The organism is Chitinophaga sp. CCNWYY40 (assembly GCF_037483205.1).
Lineage (GTDB): Bacteria > Bacteroidota > Bacteroidia > Chitinophagales > Chitinophagaceae > Chitinophaga > Chitinophaga ginsengisegetis.
On record NZ_JBBHLF010000003.1, the window covers coordinates 941,790 to 964,200 of the forward strand.

Genomic DNA, 22,411 nt, shown 5'->3' on the forward strand with positions numbered 1-22,411 from the left:
TGGGAGTTATAGATTTATGCGATTGGGTTTGTTATTTTTTTTGACATTTCAACAATGTATAGTTCATTCCCATCTGGTCATTTTCCTCAATAATGGTTAAACCGGCATCGTCAATACACTGGAAGAAATCATCTGTATGATACATCTGGCTGTTACCATTAGCCATAGCGGTAAAGTACAGGGAAGTCTGCTGCAGGCAAAAAGCGGCGGATTTAAACTGCTGGCGGTTCCAGAAAGGTTCCAGGATATATACAGTCCCTCCTTCGTTGAGTGCTTCGCGGCAACGTTTCAGGATGGAAACAATTTCAGCTTCAGAAAAACAATCGAGGAACTGGCTCATCCAGATGGCATCAAAGCCTTGCGGGAAGGGCACTTCCTCGTGGAGAATGTTGGCAATATGAAAATGCACCCGGTTTTCCACGCCGGCATCTTTCATTTTCTGTTGTGCCAGTCCGGCCTGACCCGGTAAATCAAAGATGGTTACTTCCACTTCCGGATCTTTGGCGGTGCAGGCCAGCGCCCACTTACCAGTGTTACCACCGATATCGAGCAAACGTTTTGGTTTCTTTTCAAAAACAATATCCAGCGCCTGCGGAGTAGCGAGGTCTGAATAGTAATGGTCGAAGTCGAACCAGCTTTTACCTACTTCAGGTGGCAGCAGCGACAAGCCCGGGTAAATAGTATCCCAGGGACCGAGTTCGCGCAAACCGGCAGGCTTTCCTTCTATCAGACTTTCCTGCAGATGATTCATGCCTTTGTAGCAGATATCCTGTGAAAAGTCCATATTGATGCGGGTAAGCTGATCATGTAAAATAAAGTAACCGGTTTTGGTGAGGGTATACCGTTTATCGTTCACAATCACCAGCTCCATACCTAAACCTGCTTCCAGCAACACTCTTACAGCATAACGCGACATTTTGGTTTGCTCCATTATTTCTTCAATGGTAATACCGGCAGAGCGGCTGTTGCTCACCGCCGTTAAAATACCCATATCACGTAATGCCCGGGTAGCCTGAAACGCAACGGGGGCAAATGCCAGACGCAATGCAGCTTCTTTTGCTTCGAGTGCTGTTTTTGTTTCTTTATTAAACACGACAATAACTTTGTTTAGCTGTTAAGATTAAAAACCATCGCTGCATTGCATCCACCGAAACCTGATACTGTTTTCAGGAAGTGGCGGGATGTTTTTTGCAGCAGGGTATTATGAACATTTACCGGCATACTCACACCGGGTATTTCAAATCCTTTTGTTGGCAATACCACACCGGCTTTCATGGCCTGCATGCTGATAATTGCTTCTATGAGTCCGGCGGCGCCCAGCGTATGGCCGTAATAGCCTTTCAGGCTGTTTACCGGTAAGGCTGCCAGTCCGGCGTGATGCAGTGCTTTCGCCTCCATTTCATCGTTGTACAGGGTAGCCGTGCCATGTGCCGATACAAATCCAATGTCCTCAGCAGTGAGTCCGCTGCCGTTTACCGCCAGTTGCATCACTGCGGCCAGTTCTTCGCCGGTACGTGAAGGGCCGGAAATATGATTGGCATCGTTGCTGATAGCGCCTGCACCCAATGAAAAGAGCGCATCCCCTTTTTCCCGGCTGAGGATCACGGTGGCAGCGCCTTCTCCCAGCGTAACGCCTGTTCTGTTGGCATCGAACGGCTTACAGGGAACAGCGCTTACTGCCTGGAACGACTGAAACCCGGATAATACAAAGCGGGTCAGTACATCTGCGCCGGTCACCACTACATGATCATAACGTCCTGATTGAATGAGCCGTTTGCCGGTTAAAATGGCTACCAGCCCTGAAATGCAGGCACTGCTGATCACCAGTGGTTCATTGGCCGCGTTAAAATGAGCGGCCACTTTCTTTGCAGTGGTGTACAGCTGCATGTTGGCCAGCGGCGGTACAATGCCTTCAGGCTGCTGCTCCAGCAGTTCAATATTTCCTTTTGTGGTGGAAATAATGAAGCCGGTGCGTGCATCTGTGAGCGTAACAGCTGTTTGTCGCAAAGCCGATTGTATAGAAGCAACCAGCAGCTGCTCAAACCGCGTGTATCCTTTTACGTTAGCGTTTGCCGTAAAGGCGTCCAGTTGTGCAGGCGTTGTGATAGCGCCATAAAACGGAGCAGCGGCATAGGCGGCATTGTTATGCTGCGCTATGCCACTGTTGCCAGATAAAACCTGGTCAAAATTTTCCCGGGTAGTACTGCCAAGAGGCCCCACAATATTATCTGCTACTACATACACCTGTTGCATAATACCCTTTGGTTATACCAGTCCGTGCTTTTTTTTCCATTCACTGAAAAAAGGAGGAGCAATCAATTGCAGGGATGAAGTTTCCTTGTCCAGGAATACCTGTACGGAAGAACCCTTTGCTACTATTTCCCCTGTGGCAGGATTGGTAAGGATGTATTCAAATTTTATTTTTGCTGCCAGGTCGTCCACATACCTTGTTTCTACTATCACCCTGTCGCCGTAGCGCAAAGAGCGTTTGTAATCACATTGTACATTTACTACCGGTACAGTGAATCCTTCTTCAAAAATATCCAGGTATCTGAGCCCGTATTTTTCTCCGAAAGCTTCCCTGCCGTCTTCAAAATACCGCACATAATGCCCGTGCCATACTATTCCCAGCGGATCTGCTTCATTAAATCTTATCAGTATGTTGGTGCATTCAGTCAGTATCATAATTTATCCTTTCTTCTTTGGTTTCTTTGTTGCGGGCGTTGTTGTACCGGCAGCTTTGGTTTCTTTCTTTGCTGCGGGTGCTGCCACTACCGGTTTTGGTTCTTCCGGATCTTTGGCTTCAGCGTATTTGGTTTTCAGTTTGCTGTAGTCGTCGTCGATATCATCCAGCACACTCTTAATAGTAGCCAGCCAGTAGTTGCGCCATGCGAAGCTCCATTTCTGGCCTTTACCTACATAACGTTCTGTGAGCAGTACATTTTTCTTGTCCATGTCAAAAATGGTCAGCCACATAGAGGCACTTTTGCTGGTTTTGCTCATGCCTTCCATTACCAGCATTACGCCGATTCCATGTTTTCCGGTAAAATCGTACGATTTCACCACTTTGACAATGTCTTCCGGTTTAAGACGTTCAAAGTCGGAAGATTCATCAGATTTCAGCGCATCTTTATTGATGGCTTCATTGCGTTTGTTCACCAAACCAATACTGGTGTTGTATTTATCGCGGTGAAGTGCGCCTGGTACATCGTACTTCTTTTGTTCGTTCACAATTACCTGGTTAAGGGCAGTAAACTCATGGTCTACGATGGCGTCTGTTTTGGCGGCGGCATCACCCAACAGTTTGGCTTGTGTAAAATCCACGCCCAGCCAGGTAAAGGACGAATCTTTGTTGTCCAGGAAGTTCTTCAGTGTTTGAGCATTTGCTGTCATAGCCATCATGCTCAACATCAGCAACGGAAGTGCAATTAATTTTCTGCAGTTCATGTGTGATTAAATTTGGGGATTGATGAATATTTTCATTTCGCATTGTGCCATGAGGCGGCCGTCAAACATCACTTTGCCGGTTACCATAGTGGCATTAAATACTTCACCGCCGATTTCGGTGGTTGTTTCTATCATTTGTCCTGCCGGCGGCAGCTCCAGTATTTCCAGGTCTTTTACAGCGCCAATAAACCCCAGGGGAACGGGGGTATTCTGCTGTTTGGCGATATAGCCGATGCGGGCAGCGGCGGTTTGTGCAATATTTTCCATCAGGCCGGGTGCGGTGAGCACCCCATTCTCCACAAAAATATTATCTGGTGCTATGTGAAGACCGGTACGGGTTACGGGGCCATCTACAGCCAGGATTCCACTGATCATCACAATGGGAGTACGCTGGGGAATATAGGCGGTGATATCGTCTGAATGAATAAACATCTGCACAAGTTATTATTAAATATGAAACACGAAATAAATAGAATTATACGAAATTATTAACAGTAAAAACACGCATTATTCCCAAAAATCGTAATAATTGAACCATTGTACCGGGTAACGGTATACTTTTTCTTCCACATGATGCACAAAATCCTGCAGGGCGGTTTCTACTCCCTGGTTACGCCGGCCGTGGTACGAGCGGGGTTCTGTGGCAAAAAAATGATAATGGGTAGACGATTCCTTAAAGGCAAATACTACGGAAACCGGCACCCGGAAGGTGGCGGCCAGCAGGAAAGGACCCAGCGGAAAACGGGCATCCTGGCCCAAAAAAGGAACCGTTACGGTTTTATTGCCCGGCAGGAACCGGTCGGCATGCATACACACCAGCTCCTTATTACTCAATGCTTCATTGATAGCATAAATATGCGACAGGTCATCCTTGATCACGATAACATTCATGTTCCGGTCGCCCGTAATACCGGACAGGTAATCTTTGATCCGCTGGTGTTCGCCGTCGAACATCACAATATTGATACGGGTTTGCAGGCGCTTGAACAAATGACCGGCTACTTCCCAGTTACCCACATGTGCGCTTAACAGGATGCCGCCTTTACCGCCGGCAATCATTTCACGTAAATGATGTTCTCCCTCAAACTCAAAGGTGAATTTATTGGACATGTCTGCCATCACCACTACCTTATCGATCAGTGTTTGGCCAAATACATGATAATTCCGGTATAAACTGAGCAACGCGCGGCCCCTGCTATAACCAATTTTTGTACGGAGATAATGATAGACAGGTTTTGAGGAACTCCAGGAAAATGCAAAAAAATAGAAGGCTACAAATCTCAGCAACATATACGCAGGCACCACCCCTCCATGCTTCAACAGGAAAACAAAACAACTATATCCGAACTTACTCCCCTTAGATTTTCCTTGCCAGGAAGGCATTATACCAGTTCTTTTTGTTGTACACGAGTGGCTACATAGTTGTAGAAATCCTGGAAGGTGACAATAGCCTGGAACTCTTCAGGATTTACTTTAAATCCGAAGTTATCTTCTATTACTACCACCATGTCGATATAATCCAAACTATCCAGATCCAGTGTGGATTTCATGTTTGCTTCCGGCGTGATGGCCTCAGGGTTTGCTTCAAACTCCTCTACCAGAAACTTATTCGTAACAGTTATTATCTCTCTAATGTCCATAAAAGTGTGAAATCAGATATAGGTCGGTTAATAATTTGTGTTTATTCAGTCTATTGGTCAGCTAATCCTATTCCGAGCGCCAAAGTTAAGGATATTTATTTTCCATTCCACCCCCTTACTATCAGGGATGAATTTGTTCCTCCAAAGCCAAAAGAATTTGACAAAAATATATTAAAATTTTTATTAATTGTACTGGTTACAATATTTAACCTGGCGGCATCCTCATCAGGGTTATCCAGGTTGATATTGGGGGCAATAAAGCCATGCTGCATCATAAGCATGGAATATACAATTTCACTGGCGCCCGCCATCCAGCATTCGTGGCCGGTCATGGACTTGGTGGAGCTTACGTAGGGCCGTGAAGCGCCAAACACTTCATGAATCGCTTTGGCCTCGCTGGCATCACCGGCGGCGGTGGAGGTGGCGTGTGCGTTGATATACTCTATATCGCCCGGCTGCAAACCGGCATCCTGCAGGGCTATCTGCAGAGATCTTACAGGTCCGTCTACGGTTGGATTGGAAATATGCGCGCCATTGGAGGAAAAACCGTATCCCAGTACTTCGCCTAAAATTGTGGCGCCCCTGCGCTGTGCAGACTCCAGGCTTTCCAGGATCACAGTGGCAGCGCCACCGCTGGGTACCAGCCCATCCCGGTCGCGGTCAAATGGCCTGGAAGCACGGGTAGGATCTCCTTCCCTCACAGAAAATGCGGCAATGGCATCAAAATTTCCCATCGCATACACATTTACTTCCTGGGCGCCGCCGCAGATCACAGCGTCCTGCATACCGTTCCGGATAAACATATATCCGAGCCCGATAGCATGTGAGCCGCTGGCGCAGGCTGCGCTTACAGTGAAGTTTACGCCCCTGAGCTTAAAAATAGTAGCCAGGTTCATATTCACCGTGGAGTTCATGGTCTGGAAAACAGATCCGGAACCCACCAGCATCGTATCTTTTTTAGCCCGCATCACATCGTTGGCTTCTACCACCGGTTTTGCGGAGCTGTCGTTGCCATATAAAAGTCCTATCGGTGTGGAGTCAATATATTCAGGTGCCATGCCTGCCTGTGCGAGGGCTTCGCGGGTAGCCATGTAGGCAAATTCCGCCTGTTCCGGCATCATGAGCCTTGCCCGGCGATCCAGCAACCCTTTGAGTTCAGGTCTTTCTATATACCCGGTCAGCCCGGAACGGTAGCCAAATGTTTTTCTTTCGGGGTCCAGTACTATACCGGATTTGCCCTGATACAATGAATCTTTTACTTCCTGCATATCCTTTCCGATGCAGGAATAAATTCCCATCCCAGTGATCACTACTCTGTTCATAGCTCTTAGCTTTTAGCGGTTAGCCTATAGCCCAGTTATATTGACGTTATTAAGTGTGCAGCCCCCCATTGATGTTTAAAATTTCCCCGGTAATATAACCTGCGGACCTGGAAGCCAGGAAGGCCACTGCATCCGCCACCTCTTCGGCGGTGCCAAAGCGGTTCATGGGAACCTGTGCTGCCAGCTCTTTTTCATTAAGCTCGGCGGTCATATCTGTTCTGATGAAACCGGGCGCAACGGCGTTCACCGTTACCCCTCTTTTGGCAACTTCCTGTGCCAGTGCCTTTGTAGCGCCAATTACCCCTGCTTTGGCGGCAGAGTAGTTGGTTTGACCGGGTAAGCCCTTGATACCGGACAGCGATACCATGTTAATGATACGCCCGTAACGTTTCAGCAACATGCTGTTCAGCACCTGTTTGGTTACGTTGAAAAATCCGTTCAAACTGATATTGAGTACATTGCTCCATTGCGCCTCATTCATCCAGAACATCAGGGAATCTTCCCGGATACCCGCATTATTCACCAGTACTTCTATCTGTTGTTCTTTATTATTTTCTACCCAGCTCCCCAATACCTGTTGCACTTCGGCGGCATCGCCTACGTTAAACGGCATCAGTTCACCGGTACTGCCTTTTGCTTTTACTGCCTCCAGCGTTTCCAGCGCTGCAGCCTCATTTCCTTTGTAGTTGATCAGCACATGATAGCCTGCTTCGGCCATTTTAATACATACTGCCCTTCCTATGCCCCTGGACCCTCCTGTTACTAATGCACATTTCATGAATTACAAATTACGAATTACGAATGACGGCTAACCACAATTATTTGATCAGAACTGAACCGGCATGTTCTTTATCAGGTACGCTTTAATTTGCTGAAGATCTTTATAGCGCGGGCTGTCCTCAATAAATTTAGGGAAAATTGCTCTCACTTCCTGGTATACTTTGTGAGAGAATCCCGCCAAACGATCCTGGCAATTCAGATAATCCACCGCCTGTAATACCGTCATCACCTGTATAGCCAATACCTGGAAAGTATTCTCTATTACTTTGCTGGTCATGATAGCTGCGTTGGTTCCCATGCTCACAATATCCTGGTTATCGTTGTTGTTCGGAATACTGTGCACATACATTGGGAACGACAAAGTCTGGTTTTCCGCCACGGTGGAGGTTGCCGTAAATTGCACTCCCTGCATTCCAAAATTGAAGCCAAGTTTGCCCAGGTTCATAAACGGCGGGAACTTGTGATTCAGCTTTTCGTTCAGCAGGTAGTTGAGTTGTCTTTCTGCCAGCATCGATAATTTGGTGATGGCTATCTTGATTTTATCCATTTCCAGGGAGACATAATCGCCGTGGAAATTTCCGCCGTGGAAAACGTTTTCCAGGTGATGATCCACTACGGGATTATCACTCACGGAATTCAGTTCCTGTACCACCAGCTTTTCTGCCTGTGCAAGGGTATCGTATACAGGACCCAGGATCTGCGGTACGCAGCGCAGGGAATAATACTCCTGTACTTTATCTTTAAAAATTTCTTCTTCCAGTTCTTTATAAAGATGATCAGGGCGATGGCGGACCATTTTGCTGCCCTTGAGGATCTCCCGCATTTTGGCGGCAATCTGCTGCTGGCCTTCATGCTTTTTCACGGCATTCAGTTCGGCCGACAGGTGGTCGTCAAACGCTTCTACTATTTCATTGATCATGGCAGATAATACCACCGACCAGCCCAGCAGTTTCTTTGCTTCAATGAGGTTTACCAGCCCGATGCCCGTCATGGCGGAAGTACCGTTGATAATGGCCAGTCCTTCTCTCACATGAATGCCTATAGGTTTCAGGTTCAGTTTAGCAAAAACATCTGCCGTAGGCTGATATTTATCTTCATACCATACCTCTCCTTCGCCGATCAGTACCAGCGCCAGATGGGCCAGCTGTACCAGGTCGCCGCTGGCGCCTACGCCACCATGCTCAAACACACACGGATATACGTTTTTATTGATCAGGTCTTTTAAAAGATGTACCACTTCCGGGTGAATACCGGAATGCGCCTGCATAAAGCTGCTCAAACGCGCTATCATCAGGGCTTTCGTATGCAACGGCGACATACAGTTGCCGGCGCCGGAGCTATGGCTGCGGATCAGGTTATACTGCAACTGGAAAGTATCTTCATCGCTGATGCGGTATTGGGCCATCGGGCCAAAACCGGTGTTGATACCGTAAATCAGTTTCTTTGCCGAAAATTTTTCGAGGAATAGAAAACTAGCTTCCACCTGCTGCAAAGCCGCTGCTTCCAATGTCAGCTCTTCTCCGCCCAAAAGGACCCTGTACACTTCTTCCAGGGACAGTGCCTTACTTCCTATTGCAACCATTTTATCTTAAATTAAATTATTTGTATATGTAAAAAAGTGCTCAAAATTAGCATAAAGCTAGATTTATCCAAATAAATAACAACCCCACTCAACGAATTACGGGTAATTACGCATGCGGTTATTACTTATCGGGGTGGGGATCAAGCCTAATCTTCTTCTGTTGTTGTTGTTGGCGGTGTAACCAGTACTTTGTCGATACGATGCGCATCCATGTCCACTATTTCAAAAGTAAAATCTCTCCAGGAGAACTTCTCTCCTGTTTGCGGAATATGTTCCAGGTGATGCAGGATAAACCCTGCCAGCGTATCAAAATCCTGCTCAAACTCGGTCATCCAGTCTTCTTTATCAAATTCTTCCAGGAAATCATAAAACGGGATCTGGGCATCTACCAGCCAGGTACCATCATCCCGGAGCACCATTTCGTAATCGTCGCTTTCGGCAGTTTCCGGCATGTCGCCCACAATCGCTTCCAGGATATCATTCAGCGTGATCATTCCCAGGAAAGTGCCATATTCATCCACAATAAAAGCAGCGTGCAGGTGTGTTTCCTTAAACTTTTCCAGCACCTGGTAAGCGGTATTGTTTTCCGGCACAAATAATGGCTTACGGATAATATCAGTGATCGGGGTCGACTGTCCCGCTACGGAATACAGGTCCTTGATGGTAATAAGTCCTTTAATACTGTCTATCTGCCCGTCGCACACCGGATACACCGAATGCAGGCTATCCAGGATGGTTTGCCGGTAGGTGGCAGGTTCATCGTTGATATCCAGCCAGGTAATATCGTTACGGTAAGTCATGAGCGAGGTAATATTACGGTCGCCCAGGTGGAATACCCTTTCTATAATCTCCTGTTCAGTTTCTTCAATAGCGCCGGAGCTGGTGCCTTCATTAATAATGGCTTTGATCTCTTCTTCCGTAACATGGGGTTCACCGGATTTAAGATTCAATAATTTTATCAGCGCCGCAGAAGACGCGGTTAATAACCAGATAAAGGGAAAGGTAAGCCAGGAAAGCACCTGCATAGGCTTGGCCATAAACTTGGCGATTGCTTCCGGTTTGGCCAGCCCGATACGTTTCGGCACCAGTTCTCCCAATACCATAGAAAAATAAGTGATCACCACTACAATGATAACAGTAGCCACCACACTGCTGTAAGGCTGTATAACCGGAAAGGTGTTAAGCCAGGCCATCACATCTGTTTTGATGTTCTCGCCTGAATAAATACCCGTTAAGATGCCGATCAGGGTAATACCGATTTGCACGGTAGAAAGAAAGGTGTCCGGATTGTTGGCAAGCTTTAAAGCTGCCTTTGCTTTTTCATCCCCTTTATTGGCCTGGTTCTCCAATCGGATCTTCCGGGCCGAGACCAACGCTATCTCCGACATCGAGAAAAGGCCGTTCAATAAAATAAGGATGAGGATAATGACGACTTCCATATATAAAGCCTAAAAATAAAAAATTATTCAAATATCAGGGTTAGAAATGCCAGAAGCAAGCCCAGGGCTATTGCCAGCACTTTTTTCCTGCTGAGTTCATGATGTTTGGTGCCACTTTCGTAAAAGATAGTAGTGGAAATGTGCAGAAATGCACCCACCACCAGCGCTACCACGTATAAGAGGTAATGTTGTATCACTTCAAAACGGCTGCCCAGCCAACCCGCCAGTACAGCGGCCAGCGGCGTTACCAACGCGAAAATGATCAGTATCCGCCAGAGATCTGCCCTTTTCTTGTTGGCATGCATCATCACGGTAATGAGTGTTAATGCCTCCGGAATTTTATGGGCGGCCACACCCGCCATCAGCGAGGGTAATGCCGAATGATCATTGTACTTAAAGCCCAGCGGCAACCCTTCCATGAACGCATGGATGGAAAGCCCCAGCAAAAGCGGGGTCACCGCAATATGATGGTGATGCGTTTGCGGTATATGGGTATGGCCGTGTTCCATACCATGTGAGAGCTGCTGCAGGAATACCTGCAGGAAAAATCCCAGCACAATATAAACGCCTGCCTGGTGGCCCAGCGCCTCATACACTTCCGGCAGGAGGTGCATAATGATCACCCCAAAAAGAAAAGCCCCTGTAAATGCGAGCAGGTAAATAGAAAAGTTAGCATTGACGCGTTTTACCGTCATGGGAATAATCCCACCAGCAATGGTTGCAGCCAGTATTAGTATCAGATAGTTCCAGTTCATGATGCGAGTTCAGACTCCAGTCTTATGCGGCGTTGAAAAAAACTGCCGCTCAGCAGTCCGATTAAAATACCCAGTACTGCACCTCCCGCTACATCGAGCGGATAGTGCACGCCTACGTATACCTGTGCATAGGCAATAGCAGCCGCCCATACAAAAAATAACCAGGCGTACCGGTGAAATGCCTGTTTTAAAGTTATGAAACAAAATGTAGCCAGGGCAAAATGATTGGCGGCATGATTGGAAGTAAAACTCCCGCTCATAGGACAATACACTACCAATACCCGTGCGTAGTGCGACACCAGCGGATCGCGGCAGGGCCTCACCCTTCCGATCGCGCTTTTCAGATACAGGCTGCTCTGGTCTGCCACACCAAAGCACAACAGGAAAAATAATATCCAGAAAAGGCCCTTCCAACCATAGTTAATAGTTACAAACAGCCCCAGGAACAGGTACAACGGCGCCCAAACAAAAGGCTCCCTTAAAAAAGGCAGCACTACATCCAGGAATCCATTATACCATTGACCGTTAATATGAAAAAAGAGCCGGAGATCTTCGCGGAGTATCGATTCAAGCATGGCTATGATTTTGTGGCAATGATGATCAGTCGTGGCGAACGCTGTTCATCATAGCTGTTAAAGTGATAGTCGCCGAATATTTCTGTTATTTTGAGCCCCTGTTTGGCGAACATGGCTTCAAACTCCTGCCTGGTAAAGGCATTCACGCTTTCGGTGTACGTAGCGCGACGCATCTTTTCCTTATCCAGGATACTGATCTGCTTCATAAATTTATGCGCTTTCAGTTCCCGGCGGATATCAAATACTACATTATCTTTTTCCTTTACTTCATCGTTCACCAGGTGAGCAGCTACATAATTGCTGTTCAGATAATCCAGTACCAGCTTGCCTCCCGGCTTCAGGGCGTTTTTGAGCGTACGCAATGCGTTGTCATTGTCGCGCTGCGATTCAAAATAACCAAAGCTGGTAAAGAAGTTAAACACCACATCGAAGTAGTTTACCCAAAAAGGTAAACGCATGTCGTGCTGAAAAAAGCTGAGGTGATCATTTTCCAGCTTTTTTGCGATATTAATACTTTCGATAGAAAGATCGATCCCAGTTACATAGTAACCTTTATCCGCCAGGTATTTGGCATGCCGTCCCCTTCCACAGGCTACATCCAGCATTTCCGCATCCGGCGCCGGTTGCAGATAAGTGAGTAGCTTATCAATAAATGCCGCGGCTTCCCTGTCATCCCGGTTGTTGTACAACAGATGATAATAAGGAGAATTAAACCAATCTTTAAACCATAGTTTATCTACTTCCATATTTTGTGCAGCTATAGGCAGAAGCTAACAGCTATTTTTTATTATTAAACATCAAATATCGGGTGCTTTCGTAAAAGCCACGTGTTAAATTATCGAGGCTTTTCGCTGTATCCGGCTGCTGGGCACGGATATTCTTCAACGGGTCGCCTTTCAGATCATACAGTGCGGTAGCATCTGTGACCAGGTTGATTTCATACAGGTAACGATCGCCCAATGTAGCATAAAAAGGCATCTGGTTACGCAGGTAAGTCATGAACACATATTTATCGTTCACCCTGGTACTATCAAACAGGTCTACGCCCAATGTATAATTTTTATACGGCATTCCCACCAGTTTCGCTACTGTAGGATATACATCCAGCAAGCTTCCCGGGGTATTCACCTGTTGTGGCGCCAGGTGCTTCGGACTGTACATAAAGGCCGTTACATGCACGCCGCCGGTGGATAATTCATATTCCGGCAACGGCATAAAACTGTATGGATTAAGCACGCAGTTATGATCTCCGAAAAATACAAAAATGGTGTTATCAAGATAGCCATCTTTACGGGCCATATTAATAAGGTGTCCCACGTTATAATCTTCATACCTCAGCGCATTGAACTGGTCTACCGACACAAAGCCCGATTGTTTGAACTTTTTCATGTCCAGGTCTTTCTCCGTCAGCTTTTTAAAATCGCCCGCGCCGCTGGTAGTGGTGTACGGCGGGTGATTATCTGCCAGCTGGAGGAAGGCCACAAAAGGTTTCTTCTTATCATTATCTTCTTTAAAAATACCACTGGCTTCGGTGATCAGGTCATAATCGGAGATGCCCCATACGTCGGCCTTCCCGGATTTGTACATGCCCTCTTCATAAATGCGCACACCTTCCACGTTGTTGGTAAATACCGCGCGGATATTGGCCCAGTTGGTATTTCCTCCCAGCAGGTACAGTTTATCGTAGCCTTTGAACTGGTCCATCACAATGCGCTGATCCAGCATTTTAGGGTGACGGCTGGCTGTTTTCACCGCAGTAATGTCCGGCAAACCGGTGTGCACGCCAAATACCGTTTTGGCCGTACTGATGGCCGGTACATAAAAATTTTTAAACAGGATGCCGCTGTCTGCCAGGCGTTGCATGTTAGGCGTGGCCTGCATGGGATTTCCATACATACTGGTTACTGCCGCACCGGTAGATTCCAGCATTACCAATACTACGTTGAGCCGGGGCCTGCTGCTGTCGCCGGCAACGGTACGCACATAGTTGAGGTTATTCACATCGGCGGAATCCACTTTAAGATAGGCAGCCAGGGACGGGTAATACTTTTTGGTGGCTTCAAGATTATAGGTATCTCCTTTTACGGAGAAATTGGACGCAAAATACAGGATGGGATTGAGTCCCAGGCTGGTTACACCGTTGTCGCGGGTAAACATGGCCTGGCTCCAGCGCAGCGGGAAATAAGCGATGTTTCCATAGATGCCCGCGGCAAACAACAGCACTATCCCTGTTACGAACCCGGTGAAAGGCCATTTACGCAGGTAGATCACCGGCTGGGCAGCAAATTTCTTCCAGGTGCCCTTCTGCAAACGGTATACGAGGAACATGAAAACAAAAATCCCCAACGCGCCTCGTACTACAGGATAGCTTTGCCATACCATCCGGGCATTGTCTGCCCGCTCCCCCTTTGCCAGGAATCTCAATACAGAAGGGTCGAGACGCTGCCCCAGGTAGTCGTAATGACCGAGGTCCAGTATATAAAGAAGGGTAAGTAACAGGTAAATAAGGAAGAAATAGACAAAATTGGTATTACGTATAGCCCTGGACGTAAAAAATTTATTCCGGGTAATCAGCGTTAATAACAATATGGGAATCATGAGATAAAGTGCCAGCCGGAGATCAAATCTTAGTCCCAGGTTCCAGGCTTTGAGTATCGCTGCATGCTCCGTAATGGTTGTTTTAAAGAAGAACAGGTAAAATATAGCCCTGAACATCACCATTAGCAGGAAGAGGTAAAGCGTTTGAACAAACACATAACGAATATACCGGGGTATATTCTTCCACGAGTATTGCATGTAACGTATAGCTGTTTTTTGAAAAGCGTAGCTGCAAATATAGTGAAAAGTGATGGCGGAAAATTGAAAAACAGGAATGATAGCGGTGTATTCGTGGTCATCTTTTCATAATTAGGTTTTCTGGAATGGATTTTTTTATATTTGCCTTCCTTTAAAATTGAATCTTGTGGCACTGATCAAATCGATATCCGGCATACGCGGAACCATAGGCGGTAGGCCCGGCGAGGGACTTTCTCCATTAGATGTGGTAAAATTCACAGCCGCTTATGGCACCTGGCTGAGCCGGCAAACAGACAACCGTAAGGTGGTAATAGGCCGTGATGGCCGTATTTCCGGCGAAATGGTAAAAAACCTGGTAGTATCCACCCTCAACGGGCTTGGGATTGATGTGATAGACCTCGGTTTATCCACCACCCCCACCGTGGAACTGGCGGTAACGATGGAAAATGCCGCAGGCGGTATTATTCTCACTGCCAGCCATAACCCGAGAGAATGGAACGCCCTGAAGCTGCTGAACAGCAAAGGCGAATTCATTTCCGGTGAAGACGGCGCACAGCTGCTGGAAATAGCCGAACAGGAAGACTTTAACTTTGCAGATGTAAACAAGCTCGGCACCTACACTGCCGACGATTCTTATCTGCAGAAGCATATTGACCTGATCGTGAACTACCCGCTGGTGGATGTGCCTGCCATTAAAGCACGCAACTTTAAAATTGTGGTGGATGCGGTAAATTCTACCGGCGCTTTATTTGTTCCTCCCCTGCTGAAAGCATTGGGCGTGGAAGAAGTAGAAGTGCTGTTTGCGGAAGTAAACGGCAAATTCAGCCACAATCCCGAACCGCTGGCTGAAAACCTGACCGCTCTTTCCAATGAAGTAAATAAATCCAATGCCGACCTCGGTATTGCCGTTGATCCGGATGTAGACCGTTTGTGCTTTGTTTGTGAAGATGGAAGCATGTTCGGGGAAGAATACACCCTGGTGGCAGTGGCGGATTACGTTTTAAGCAAAAGAAAAGGTAATACCGTTTCCAATATGTCTTCCACGCAGGCGCTGAAAGATGTAACCCTGAAGCATGGCGGTGAATATACCCCATCTGCGGTAGGTGAAGTGAATGTGGTAAAGAAAATGAAAGATACCAACGCGGTGATCGGCGGAGAAGGCAATGGAGGTATCATTGTTCCTGACCTGCACTACGGCCGTGATGCCCTGATCGGTATCGGGCTGTTCCTGAGCCACCTGGCACACAGCAAAAAAAGCATCAAAGCTTTACGCAACAGCTATCCCGATTATTTCATCTCCAAAAATAAAATAGAGCTGGATAAAGGCGTAGATGTAAAAACTATCTTCGAAAAAATCAAGGTAAAGTATAAAAACCAGCCTTTAAATACCGAAGACGGACTGAAAATAGAGTTCGATAAAGACTGGGTACATCTCCGTACATCCAATACAGAACCTATTATCCGTATTTACGCGGAAAGCCAGAATGAAACTACGGCAGACAATATCGCCAAAAGAATCATGCAGGATATTAAGGAGTTTATGCACTAGTGTGTAAACGGTATATAATAAAAAAGGCAGCTAAGAAATACTTAGCTGCCTTTTTTTATGTTCGGATCAATTACATCAGTTCTTTCAGTCTTTCTACTACCTTATCCACTTCTTCTTTGGTGTTATTTTTACAGAAGGAGAAGCGAACCGCAATTTGGTTAGGATTGCTGTTGATGGCGCGAATAACGTGAGATCCCGCATTGGCGCCGGAAGTACACGCACTGCCGCCGGAAGCGCAGATGCCGTTGATATCCATATTAAACAGGATCATCTCCGTTTTCTCAGACTTGGGGAAAGCCACATTCAGTACGGTGTAAAGGCTACGGCCATACAAATCGCCATTGAAGGCTACTTCAGGAATGTGTTTTTGCAGCTGTTCTGCCATGTACATACGCAGGCCATTGATATGCGCGCTATGCTCTTCATGGTGTATAGTAGCCAGTTCCAGGGCTTTTGCAAAACCGATGATACCATACAGGTTTTCGGTGCCGGCGCGCATGTTGCGTTCCTGGCTGCCTCCCTGGATGAAAGGCGTTATTTTAACATTTTCGTTGATGTACAGGATCCCTACTCCTTTGGGGCCGTGGAACTTATGCCCGGCGCCGGTGATGAAGTGTACCGGGGTATTGCGCAGATCAAACGGGTAGTGGCCTACGGTTTGTACCGTGTCTGAATGAAAGATGGCGTCAAACTCCTTGCAGAGGTTCCCTACGGCATGAATATCCAGCAGGTTACCGATTTCATTGTTGGCGTGCATGAGGGATACCAGGCAGCGCTCCCCGGAATTTTGCAGCAGTTCACGCAGATGGTCCATATCAATATGGCCGGTAGGCAGCACATTCACAAAAGAAAGGGCTACGCCATCGTGGTGATGCAGGTATTCTACGGTGTGCAGGGTAGCATGGTGCTCAATGGGCGAAGAGATAATGTGCTTGCAGCCCAGATCTTTTACCGCGGCATTGATGGCCGTGTTGCTACTTTCTGTACCGCCAGAGGTAAAGAAAATTTCTCCCGGATGTGCATTTAATGTTTTGGCGACTGATTTACGCGCATTTTCGATACCCAGTCTTGATTCCCGTCCGTAAGAATAGATAGAGGAAGGATTACCGAACTTTTCCGTCATAAATGGCAGCATCGCTTCTAATACCGCTGGATCCAGCGATGTGGTAGCTGCATTGTCGAAGTATATTCTTTCCAATGTTTGGTGGTTTTTGATAAAAGAATAAATAATTAATGGTGGTTGGTGGTCTTAAAAGGTAGCGAAGTTCCGAAAATTTTGGGATTTTTGATTTTGGTTTTTTATAAGCGGAAATTTAAAAGGTGGACAACACGCCAAACCAGTTGAAGCGCGTTGTCCACCTTTTAATGTACATCTCCCGAAGGGAAAATATATTATGAATTTCTGTTAATCACGTCATAGAACCGGTCGCGGTACCCATCTGAAATAGGGATCGACTGGTTGGCGATCATCACGGTATTCTTTTCCACGCAGTTGATTTTGTTAAGGGAAACCAGGTACGACCGGTGTACCCGGATAAATTTATCGGCCGGTAAACGGGTTTCAAATGATTTCAGGCTGCGTAGTGTGAGTACCGGCAGGTTTTGTGTATAGATCTTCGTATAGTCTTTCAGTGCTTCGATGAAAAGAATGTCTTCCAGATTGATCTTGATGATCTTGTATTCTGTTTTTATGAAGATGTAGTCATTTACCCATGCGGCATCCATAGGGATGGCGTTATTGCCGGCGCTTACATTTTTCTGCTGGGTAGCAGACCATGTTTCGCTGGCTTTGGCGGCGGCCTTCAGAAAGCGTTCAAAAGGAACGGGTTTCAGGAGGTAGTCTACCACATCCAGGTTAAAGCCATCCAGGGCATACTCTCCGTAGGCAGTGGTAAACACTACCATTGGTGGGTATTTAAGAGACTTCAGGAACTGGATCCCTGTAATATCAGGCATTTTGATATCGAGGAATACCAGGTCTACCGGTTCGTCCTGGATGAAGCGTAACGCGGTGGCCGCGTTTTCGAATTTACCTGCCAGGGTCAGAAAAGGAACCTTACGGATGTAGTCTTCCATGATTTCCAGCGCCAGCGGCTCGTCATCCACTGCAATACACTTTATCATTTTTTCAACGCAATTTTAAGATCAACAATAAATTGGTTCTCGGTTTCCGTGATATCAATCTCATGTTCATGCTCGTAGAGCAATGCCAATCGTTTTAATACGTTGTCCAGGCCAATTCCTCCCCTTTCGGCTACCCGTTCTTTAAAGTGACTGTTCTTAACTGTTAATCTGATCATATTTTCAGTTGTAGCAATATCTATATCTATAAAGGAATCTTCGGTATAACTGATCCCGTGTTTAAAGGCGTTTTCCACAAAAGGCACCAGCAGCATCGGTTCTATTTCTACCCCATCCGCGTTGCCGCTTAACTGGTAATTGATCTCTATATCCTTTGGTAACCGCAAACGTTGTATTTCAATGTAATCATGAAGGTATTTCAGTTCGTGCGACAGCAATACCCGGGCTTCATTGGACTCATAGATCATATAACGCATTATGGTTGACAACTTCAGAATGGCATGTTCTGTTTGCGCCGATTGTTTATGAGCCAGCGAGTAAATAGTATTTAGACAGTTAAAAAGGAAGTGAGGATTAATCTGCGACTTTAAAAATTTTAATTCCGCATTTAATTTTTCCACTTTCAGCTCTTCCCGTTGTTTTTCGCTTTTAAACCATTCCAGGGCAATCTTGATAAATCCGCTCATAAACAACATGAGCAGTGCAAAAAATCCGGACCTCCGCAGCACTTCCGGAAAAAACAGGTACTCCAGGATAGTTGGTGCATCCGGCTCCAACATTGGCACTCCGGGCAGCGGAGGAGCAGCCGCAATACCTGCAACGGCAACACCGGCGGTATCGTTGGTCACCGATTTCCCCTCTGTTACCTGCCTGGCGGGGATAGCCTGCGCGTCTGCCCCCATCAACCTCTCCCTTATCATCATACGACGACGGTGAAACGGTGGAAAGTCGTCGGATGTTACTTCTGATTTGTTAAATTTTCTATCCATGCGTATCGTCATCATCGGATGTGGCCCGCGCGCATAATTCCGGAAGAAATAATAATTTAAAACCGCCTGTTGCGCCGTGATAAAAACGATCAGTAAAACGATGCTGCTGAGATAGATGGCAATCTTTTTCCCGTTAAAAAAACGGGGGATCAGTACATATATATTGAGATAAAAAATACCGATGAGAAACAGGTTATCAATGAGTTCTTTTATAAAAAAACCTGTATGCAGAATCTGGATGCGATAAATGAAAAATGGGAAAAACAGAAAGCACGCCCAGCCAAGGATGTGCAGTGAAATGAGGAAGGGACGACTTTTGATAATCCGTTTAAAATTTAGCATCACTTTGTTTGATGCGATAAACTTACACCAGATAGGGTTAGGCTTGTGTTAAAATTTGTTAATCCGATATAAGGGTTTGTTAAATTTAATAAAGAAATTAAAAACAGCTTAAAAACAGGCATATACAGGCTTTGTCTTTCTCAGTAAAAAAACTGTGAAAGACAAAGCCTGCATACAAAACACATTCACAATCTATTGCGCTTCCGGTATCTGCATGGCTATTAATTCCTGCCGTGATACCGATGGTATTTTATGTTGTGTCAACTTCGCAGCTACCACCTGCCCTACACGCATTGCCTCCTCTCTTGATCTGAACACATGATTACCGGGAATAGCGGGAATCACATCCTGGTAGATATAGGTATGTCCATCTACATTTACCCTGTATCCCCATCCGTTGTTTATCTCAAAGGGCACCACTACTACCGGAACCATATCCGACCCGGGGCCGGGTGTGGTTTTCCGGTAAGATTTCCCCACTACAAAAGCCAGTACGATCACGGCAATACCAGCTATGATAATGATATTACGTTTAGTCATTTTTGTTGTACTCTGCATTTGGATCAAATTCCCATAAATCATCGAGCGAGAGGCTGGAACTGGCGCCCAGTCCAACGAAGCCACGGTCTTTCAGGCTAAAGCCAACCGCTCCTGAGCGGGCAGCTCCTTCAAAATCGGTTTTCTGTACCCAGCGGTCAGTACCCGGCGTGTATTCCCATACAGCCGCGGAATAGCCGCCTTTAATACCTGAAACGATATAGCCTTTGCCTTTCATGGAGAAAGCGGCAGCAGAGCTGCCTGCAAAGTTATAGTCATCATCAAAACTATCGTCGTTTACGTTGGCGATTGGGTTGAGGGTAGTCCAGGTAGTTCCGTCGAATGAATAGAAGTCGGTTACATTAGCTGCGTTGGCAGTACCCATGCAAACGTAGGCTTTGTTGCCGATCACAAAAGCAGAAGCATCTGTTCTCTTTCCGCTATTCATACTTTCTACCTGCGTCCACGCTGTAGCATCCGGAGCAGTAGGATCAAATTTCCAGTTATCCTTTAACCAGTTGCCATCATAACCGGTGGTAATAAAACCTTTGTCGTTCAGTGCAAAAGCCACTGCGCCGTAACGGGCCGTTCCTTTAAAGTTGGCTTTTTTAGTCCAGGTTTTGGCAACCGGATCGTATTCGTAAAAGTCGTTCAGCTTATTTAATCCGTCGTAACCGGTACCCACATAACCTTTACCGGCCATTGCCATGCCAACTGCTCCATTCCTCGCTACACCGGGGAATGAGGTTATCTGCGTCCACTGGTTCAGATCCACATCGTATACCCAGAAGTCCTGTAATCTTTCCGTTCCATCATAGCCGGTACCTACGTAGGCTTTATTATCAATTACGAAGGAAGCTGCCGAGCTCCTGGCCACGCCTTCGTATTGAGAGCGCTTCATCCAGTTCCCCACCAGCGTAGTGGTATCTGAACTTTTCGAACAGGCCGCCAGGGAAGCCATCAATAATAAACTATAACCTTTTAAATATCGCATTAGCATGTTCTTTTTACTAGCGCCAAAATTATCCGCAGGAGCATTCCCGCAAACAGGAAATAGCTGTTCCCCTGTTTTTAACGGACGGATACCGTTATTTCATCTACCAGTTGGTTTCTTTCGGCTGAAATGCCTGTTGCTACGCTATTGGCGGCATAAAGGATATATTTCGTTATTCATCGATGAATTTTGGCCGTTGGCATATTAAAGGAACTGAAAGTATTGATCCTGTCTAAAATTGCGCACCATGAACAATACCATGTATCACTTATTTTTCAGGCGTTCAGCAGGAGGCATACGCAGATACCTCCCCGCACTTTTACTGGTGGCGGCTGTTTCTTCCTGCCAAAAAACCGGGTTTACCTATAATAATGTTGTAGATAATAATCAGAATACGGATTACATCCTGACCGACACGCTCACTGTAAATGTGAAAACCGTGCAGCAGGATTCTGTACCCACTTCCGGGGCTGAAGTATTACTGGCCGGAAAAAGAGTGGACCCGCTGTTTGGCACCGCCACCATACAATCCTATTTCCAGATTGCGCAACCCGCTGCAGTAGATATCCCGGTGAATGGCTCCGCATACGATTCTATGGTATTAATAATGCGTCCTAACGGCTATATCGCCGGCGACTCCACCATACCACAGGATCTCCAGGTTTACCGGGTAACATCTACCATACAAACCGCAAAAAATTTCTACTACCTGTATAACAACAGCAGCTTCTCCACAGAAAGCACGCCGATAGGCAGTTTCAGCGGCATTATCAGGCCGGGTACCGACAAAACCGTTACCCTGCATATGTCCGATCAGCTGGGCGCCCAACTGTTTGGCATGCTGCGCGATAAAAGCCCGGACATCACTGCCAATAATACCTTCCTGGAATTCTTTAAAGGACTGAATGTGAGAGGTGGCCCCAACAGTAAAGCCGTTAGCGGATTTAGCGCAACAGACAGCTCTCTCGTGATGCGGTTATACTATCATGTTAACGAAATCATCACCACTGTTAAATACGTTGATTTTAAAATGCAGGCGTCTAACCTGCAATTCAACCAGGTAGTAGCGGATCATACCGGCACGCCACTGGCGCCGCTTACCGGCAACGTTAAAGAACTTTCCTCTGCCAGCACCGGCAACAGGGTATTCACACAACCTATCACCGGATCGGCTACACGAATAGATATCCCCTATATCAAAAACCTTGTGTACATGGGGCAGTTCTTTAAAATAATGAAAGTATATATGACGCTCAAACCTGTGCTGGGCACTTATACAGATAGCCGCCTGCCGCCAAGAATGGCGCTGTGCGAAGTAAATAAACTGAACGATGTAACAGATACCCTTACTTATGGTCAACTGACTGTAGATAAACTGTATGATAAAAACACCAACTACACTTTCGACATTACCAGCTATGTAACAAAAGAACAAACCGTCAGCGACGTCAACTCCCGCGGCCTCCTGCTTACACCAAGTGCTACAGACAGCAGAACAACGCTGGACCGGCTGGTTACAGGTGATCAGAAGAATACTCAAAACCAGCTTAAAATACAGTTATACTATCTGTTGTATAAATAA

General features: G+C 46.4%; 22 protein-coding genes. 2 read left to right on the forward strand and 20 right to left on the reverse strand.

The genetic code is table 11. From position 1 onward, the window contains the following. Nucleotides 1–31: 31 nt before the first annotated feature. The 15 genes from V7S65_RS14275 to V7S65_RS14345 form a co-directional block, all read right to left on the reverse strand. A complete protein-coding gene (locus V7S65_RS14275) occupies nt 32–1,093 on the reverse strand; it encodes an SAM-dependent methyltransferase (RefSeq protein WP_227024503.1) in 1,062 nt (353 codons plus the stop codon). A gap of 14 nt (nt 1,094–1,107) precedes the next feature. Next, nucleotides 1,108–2,253, reverse strand: coding sequence for a beta-ketoacyl-[acyl-carrier-protein] synthase family protein (locus V7S65_RS14280; protein WP_336386716.1), 1,146 nt, complete (start codon nt 2,251–2,253; stop codon nt 1,108–1,110). Between the two features lie 12 nt (nt 2,254–2,265). Next, nucleotides 2,266–2,685 carry an acyl-CoA thioesterase gene (locus tag V7S65_RS14285; RefSeq protein ID WP_079470537.1) on the reverse strand — a complete coding sequence of 140 codons (420 nt, stop codon included), beginning with the start codon at nt 2,683–2,685 and terminating at the stop codon, nt 2,266–2,268. A gap of 3 nt (nt 2,686–2,688) precedes the next feature. Further along, a complete protein-coding gene (locus tag V7S65_RS14290) occupies nt 2,689–3,447 on the reverse strand; it encodes a hypothetical protein (RefSeq protein WP_111577755.1) in 759 nt (252 codons plus the stop codon). A gap of 6 nt (nt 3,448–3,453) precedes the next feature. After that, nucleotides 3,454–3,879: a hypothetical protein gene (locus V7S65_RS14295; protein ID WP_079470539.1), complete on the reverse strand. Its 426-nt coding sequence runs from the start codon at nt 3,877–3,879 to the stop codon at nt 3,454–3,456. A gap of 75 nt (nt 3,880–3,954) precedes the next feature. Next, complete coding sequence (locus tag V7S65_RS14300; protein WP_079470540.1) at nt 3,955–4,830, reverse strand: LpxL/LpxP family acyltransferase; 876 nt, start codon at nt 4,828–4,830, stop codon at nt 3,955–3,957. After that, nucleotides 4,830–5,087 (reverse strand): acyl carrier protein, encoded by a 258-nt coding sequence (locus tag V7S65_RS14305; RefSeq protein ID WP_079470541.1) that lies wholly within the window; start codon nt 5,085–5,087, stop codon nt 4,830–4,832. The genes V7S65_RS14300 and V7S65_RS14305 overlap by 1 nt, the downstream gene beginning before the upstream one ends. Before the next feature lie 95 nt (nt 5,088–5,182). Next, a complete protein-coding gene (locus V7S65_RS14310; RefSeq protein WP_336386715.1) occupies nt 5,183–6,409 on the reverse strand; it encodes a beta-ketoacyl-[acyl-carrier-protein] synthase family protein in 1,227 nt (408 codons plus the stop codon). Between the two features lie 49 nt (nt 6,410–6,458). Beyond that, the gene (gene fabG / locus V7S65_RS14315) at nt 6,459–7,187 is read right to left on the reverse strand and encodes a 3-oxoacyl-ACP reductase FabG (protein ID WP_336386714.1); all 729 of its coding nucleotides are present in this window, start codon (nt 7,185–7,187) and stop codon (nt 6,459–6,461) included. 48 nt (nt 7,188–7,235) lie between these two features. Next, a complete protein-coding gene (locus V7S65_RS14320; protein ID WP_336386713.1) occupies nt 7,236–8,771 on the reverse strand; it encodes an HAL/PAL/TAL family ammonia-lyase in 1,536 nt (511 codons plus the stop codon). 146 nt (nt 8,772–8,917) lie between these two features. After that, nucleotides 8,918–10,210, reverse strand: a complete 1,293-nt coding sequence (locus tag V7S65_RS14325) for a hemolysin family protein (protein WP_079470545.1) — start codon at nt 10,208–10,210, stop codon at nt 8,918–8,920. A gap of 23 nt (nt 10,211–10,233) precedes the next feature. Further along, on the reverse strand, nt 10,234–10,965 hold the full coding sequence (locus V7S65_RS14330) for a ZIP family metal transporter (RefSeq protein ID WP_079470546.1): 732 nt from the start codon (nt 10,963–10,965) through the stop codon (nt 10,234–10,236). After that, nucleotides 10,962–11,540: a phosphatase PAP2 family protein gene (locus V7S65_RS14335; protein WP_079470547.1), complete on the reverse strand. Its 579-nt coding sequence runs from the start codon at nt 11,538–11,540 to the stop codon at nt 10,962–10,964. Before V7S65_RS14335 ends, V7S65_RS14330 begins: the two co-directional genes overlap by 4 nt. A 2-nt stretch (nt 11,541–11,542) precedes the next feature. Further along, complete coding sequence (locus V7S65_RS14340) at nt 11,543–12,286, reverse strand: class I SAM-dependent methyltransferase (protein ID WP_079470548.1); 744 nt, start codon at nt 12,284–12,286, stop codon at nt 11,543–11,545. A gap of 31 nt (nt 12,287–12,317) precedes the next feature. Beyond that, entirely contained in the window at nt 12,318–14,336 is a 2,019-nt protein-coding gene (locus V7S65_RS14345; RefSeq protein ID WP_336386712.1) for an LTA synthase family protein, read from the reverse strand. 166 nt (nt 14,337–14,502) lie between these two features. On the opposite strand from V7S65_RS14345, the gene glmM reads away from it, so the two are divergent. Next, on the forward strand, nt 14,503–15,885 hold the full coding sequence (glmM, locus tag V7S65_RS14350; protein ID WP_336386711.1) for a phosphoglucosamine mutase: 1,383 nt from the start codon (nt 14,503–14,505) through the stop codon (nt 15,883–15,885). A 70-nt stretch (nt 15,886–15,955) separates the two neighbouring features. Here glmM and V7S65_RS14355 read toward each other — a convergent pair whose 3' ends face one another. From V7S65_RS14355 to V7S65_RS14375, 5 genes are all read right to left on the reverse strand, one after another. Further along, on the reverse strand, nt 15,956–17,083 hold the full coding sequence (locus tag V7S65_RS14355) for a cysteine desulfurase family protein (protein ID WP_079470551.1): 1,128 nt from the start codon (nt 17,081–17,083) through the stop codon (nt 15,956–15,958). Nucleotides 17,084–17,277: 194 nt separating this feature from the next. Continuing rightward, nucleotides 17,278–18,009 (reverse strand): LytR/AlgR family response regulator transcription factor, encoded by a 732-nt coding sequence (locus V7S65_RS14360; protein ID WP_079470552.1) that lies wholly within the window; start codon nt 18,007–18,009, stop codon nt 17,278–17,280. Further along, nucleotides 18,006–19,298 carry a sensor histidine kinase gene (locus V7S65_RS14365; RefSeq protein ID WP_079470553.1) on the reverse strand — a complete coding sequence of 431 codons (1,293 nt, stop codon included), beginning with the start codon at nt 19,296–19,298 and terminating at the stop codon, nt 18,006–18,008. The genes V7S65_RS14360 and V7S65_RS14365 overlap by 4 nt, the downstream gene beginning before the upstream one ends. 192 nt (nt 19,299–19,490) lie before the next feature. Next, nucleotides 19,491–19,838 carry a DUF4907 domain-containing protein gene (locus V7S65_RS14370; protein ID WP_336386710.1) on the reverse strand — a complete coding sequence of 116 codons (348 nt, stop codon included), beginning with the start codon at nt 19,836–19,838 and terminating at the stop codon, nt 19,491–19,493. Continuing rightward, entirely contained in the window at nt 19,831–20,829 is a 999-nt protein-coding gene (locus V7S65_RS14375; protein WP_200817289.1) for a Kelch repeat-containing protein, read from the reverse strand. Before V7S65_RS14375 ends, V7S65_RS14370 begins: the two co-directional genes overlap by 8 nt. Nucleotides 20,830–21,076: 247 nt before the next feature. Between V7S65_RS14375 and V7S65_RS14380 the strand changes: the two genes are divergently transcribed. Next, nucleotides 21,077–22,411: a DUF4270 family protein gene (locus V7S65_RS14380; protein WP_336386709.1), complete on the forward strand. Its 1,335-nt coding sequence runs from the start codon at nt 21,077–21,079 to the stop codon at nt 22,409–22,411.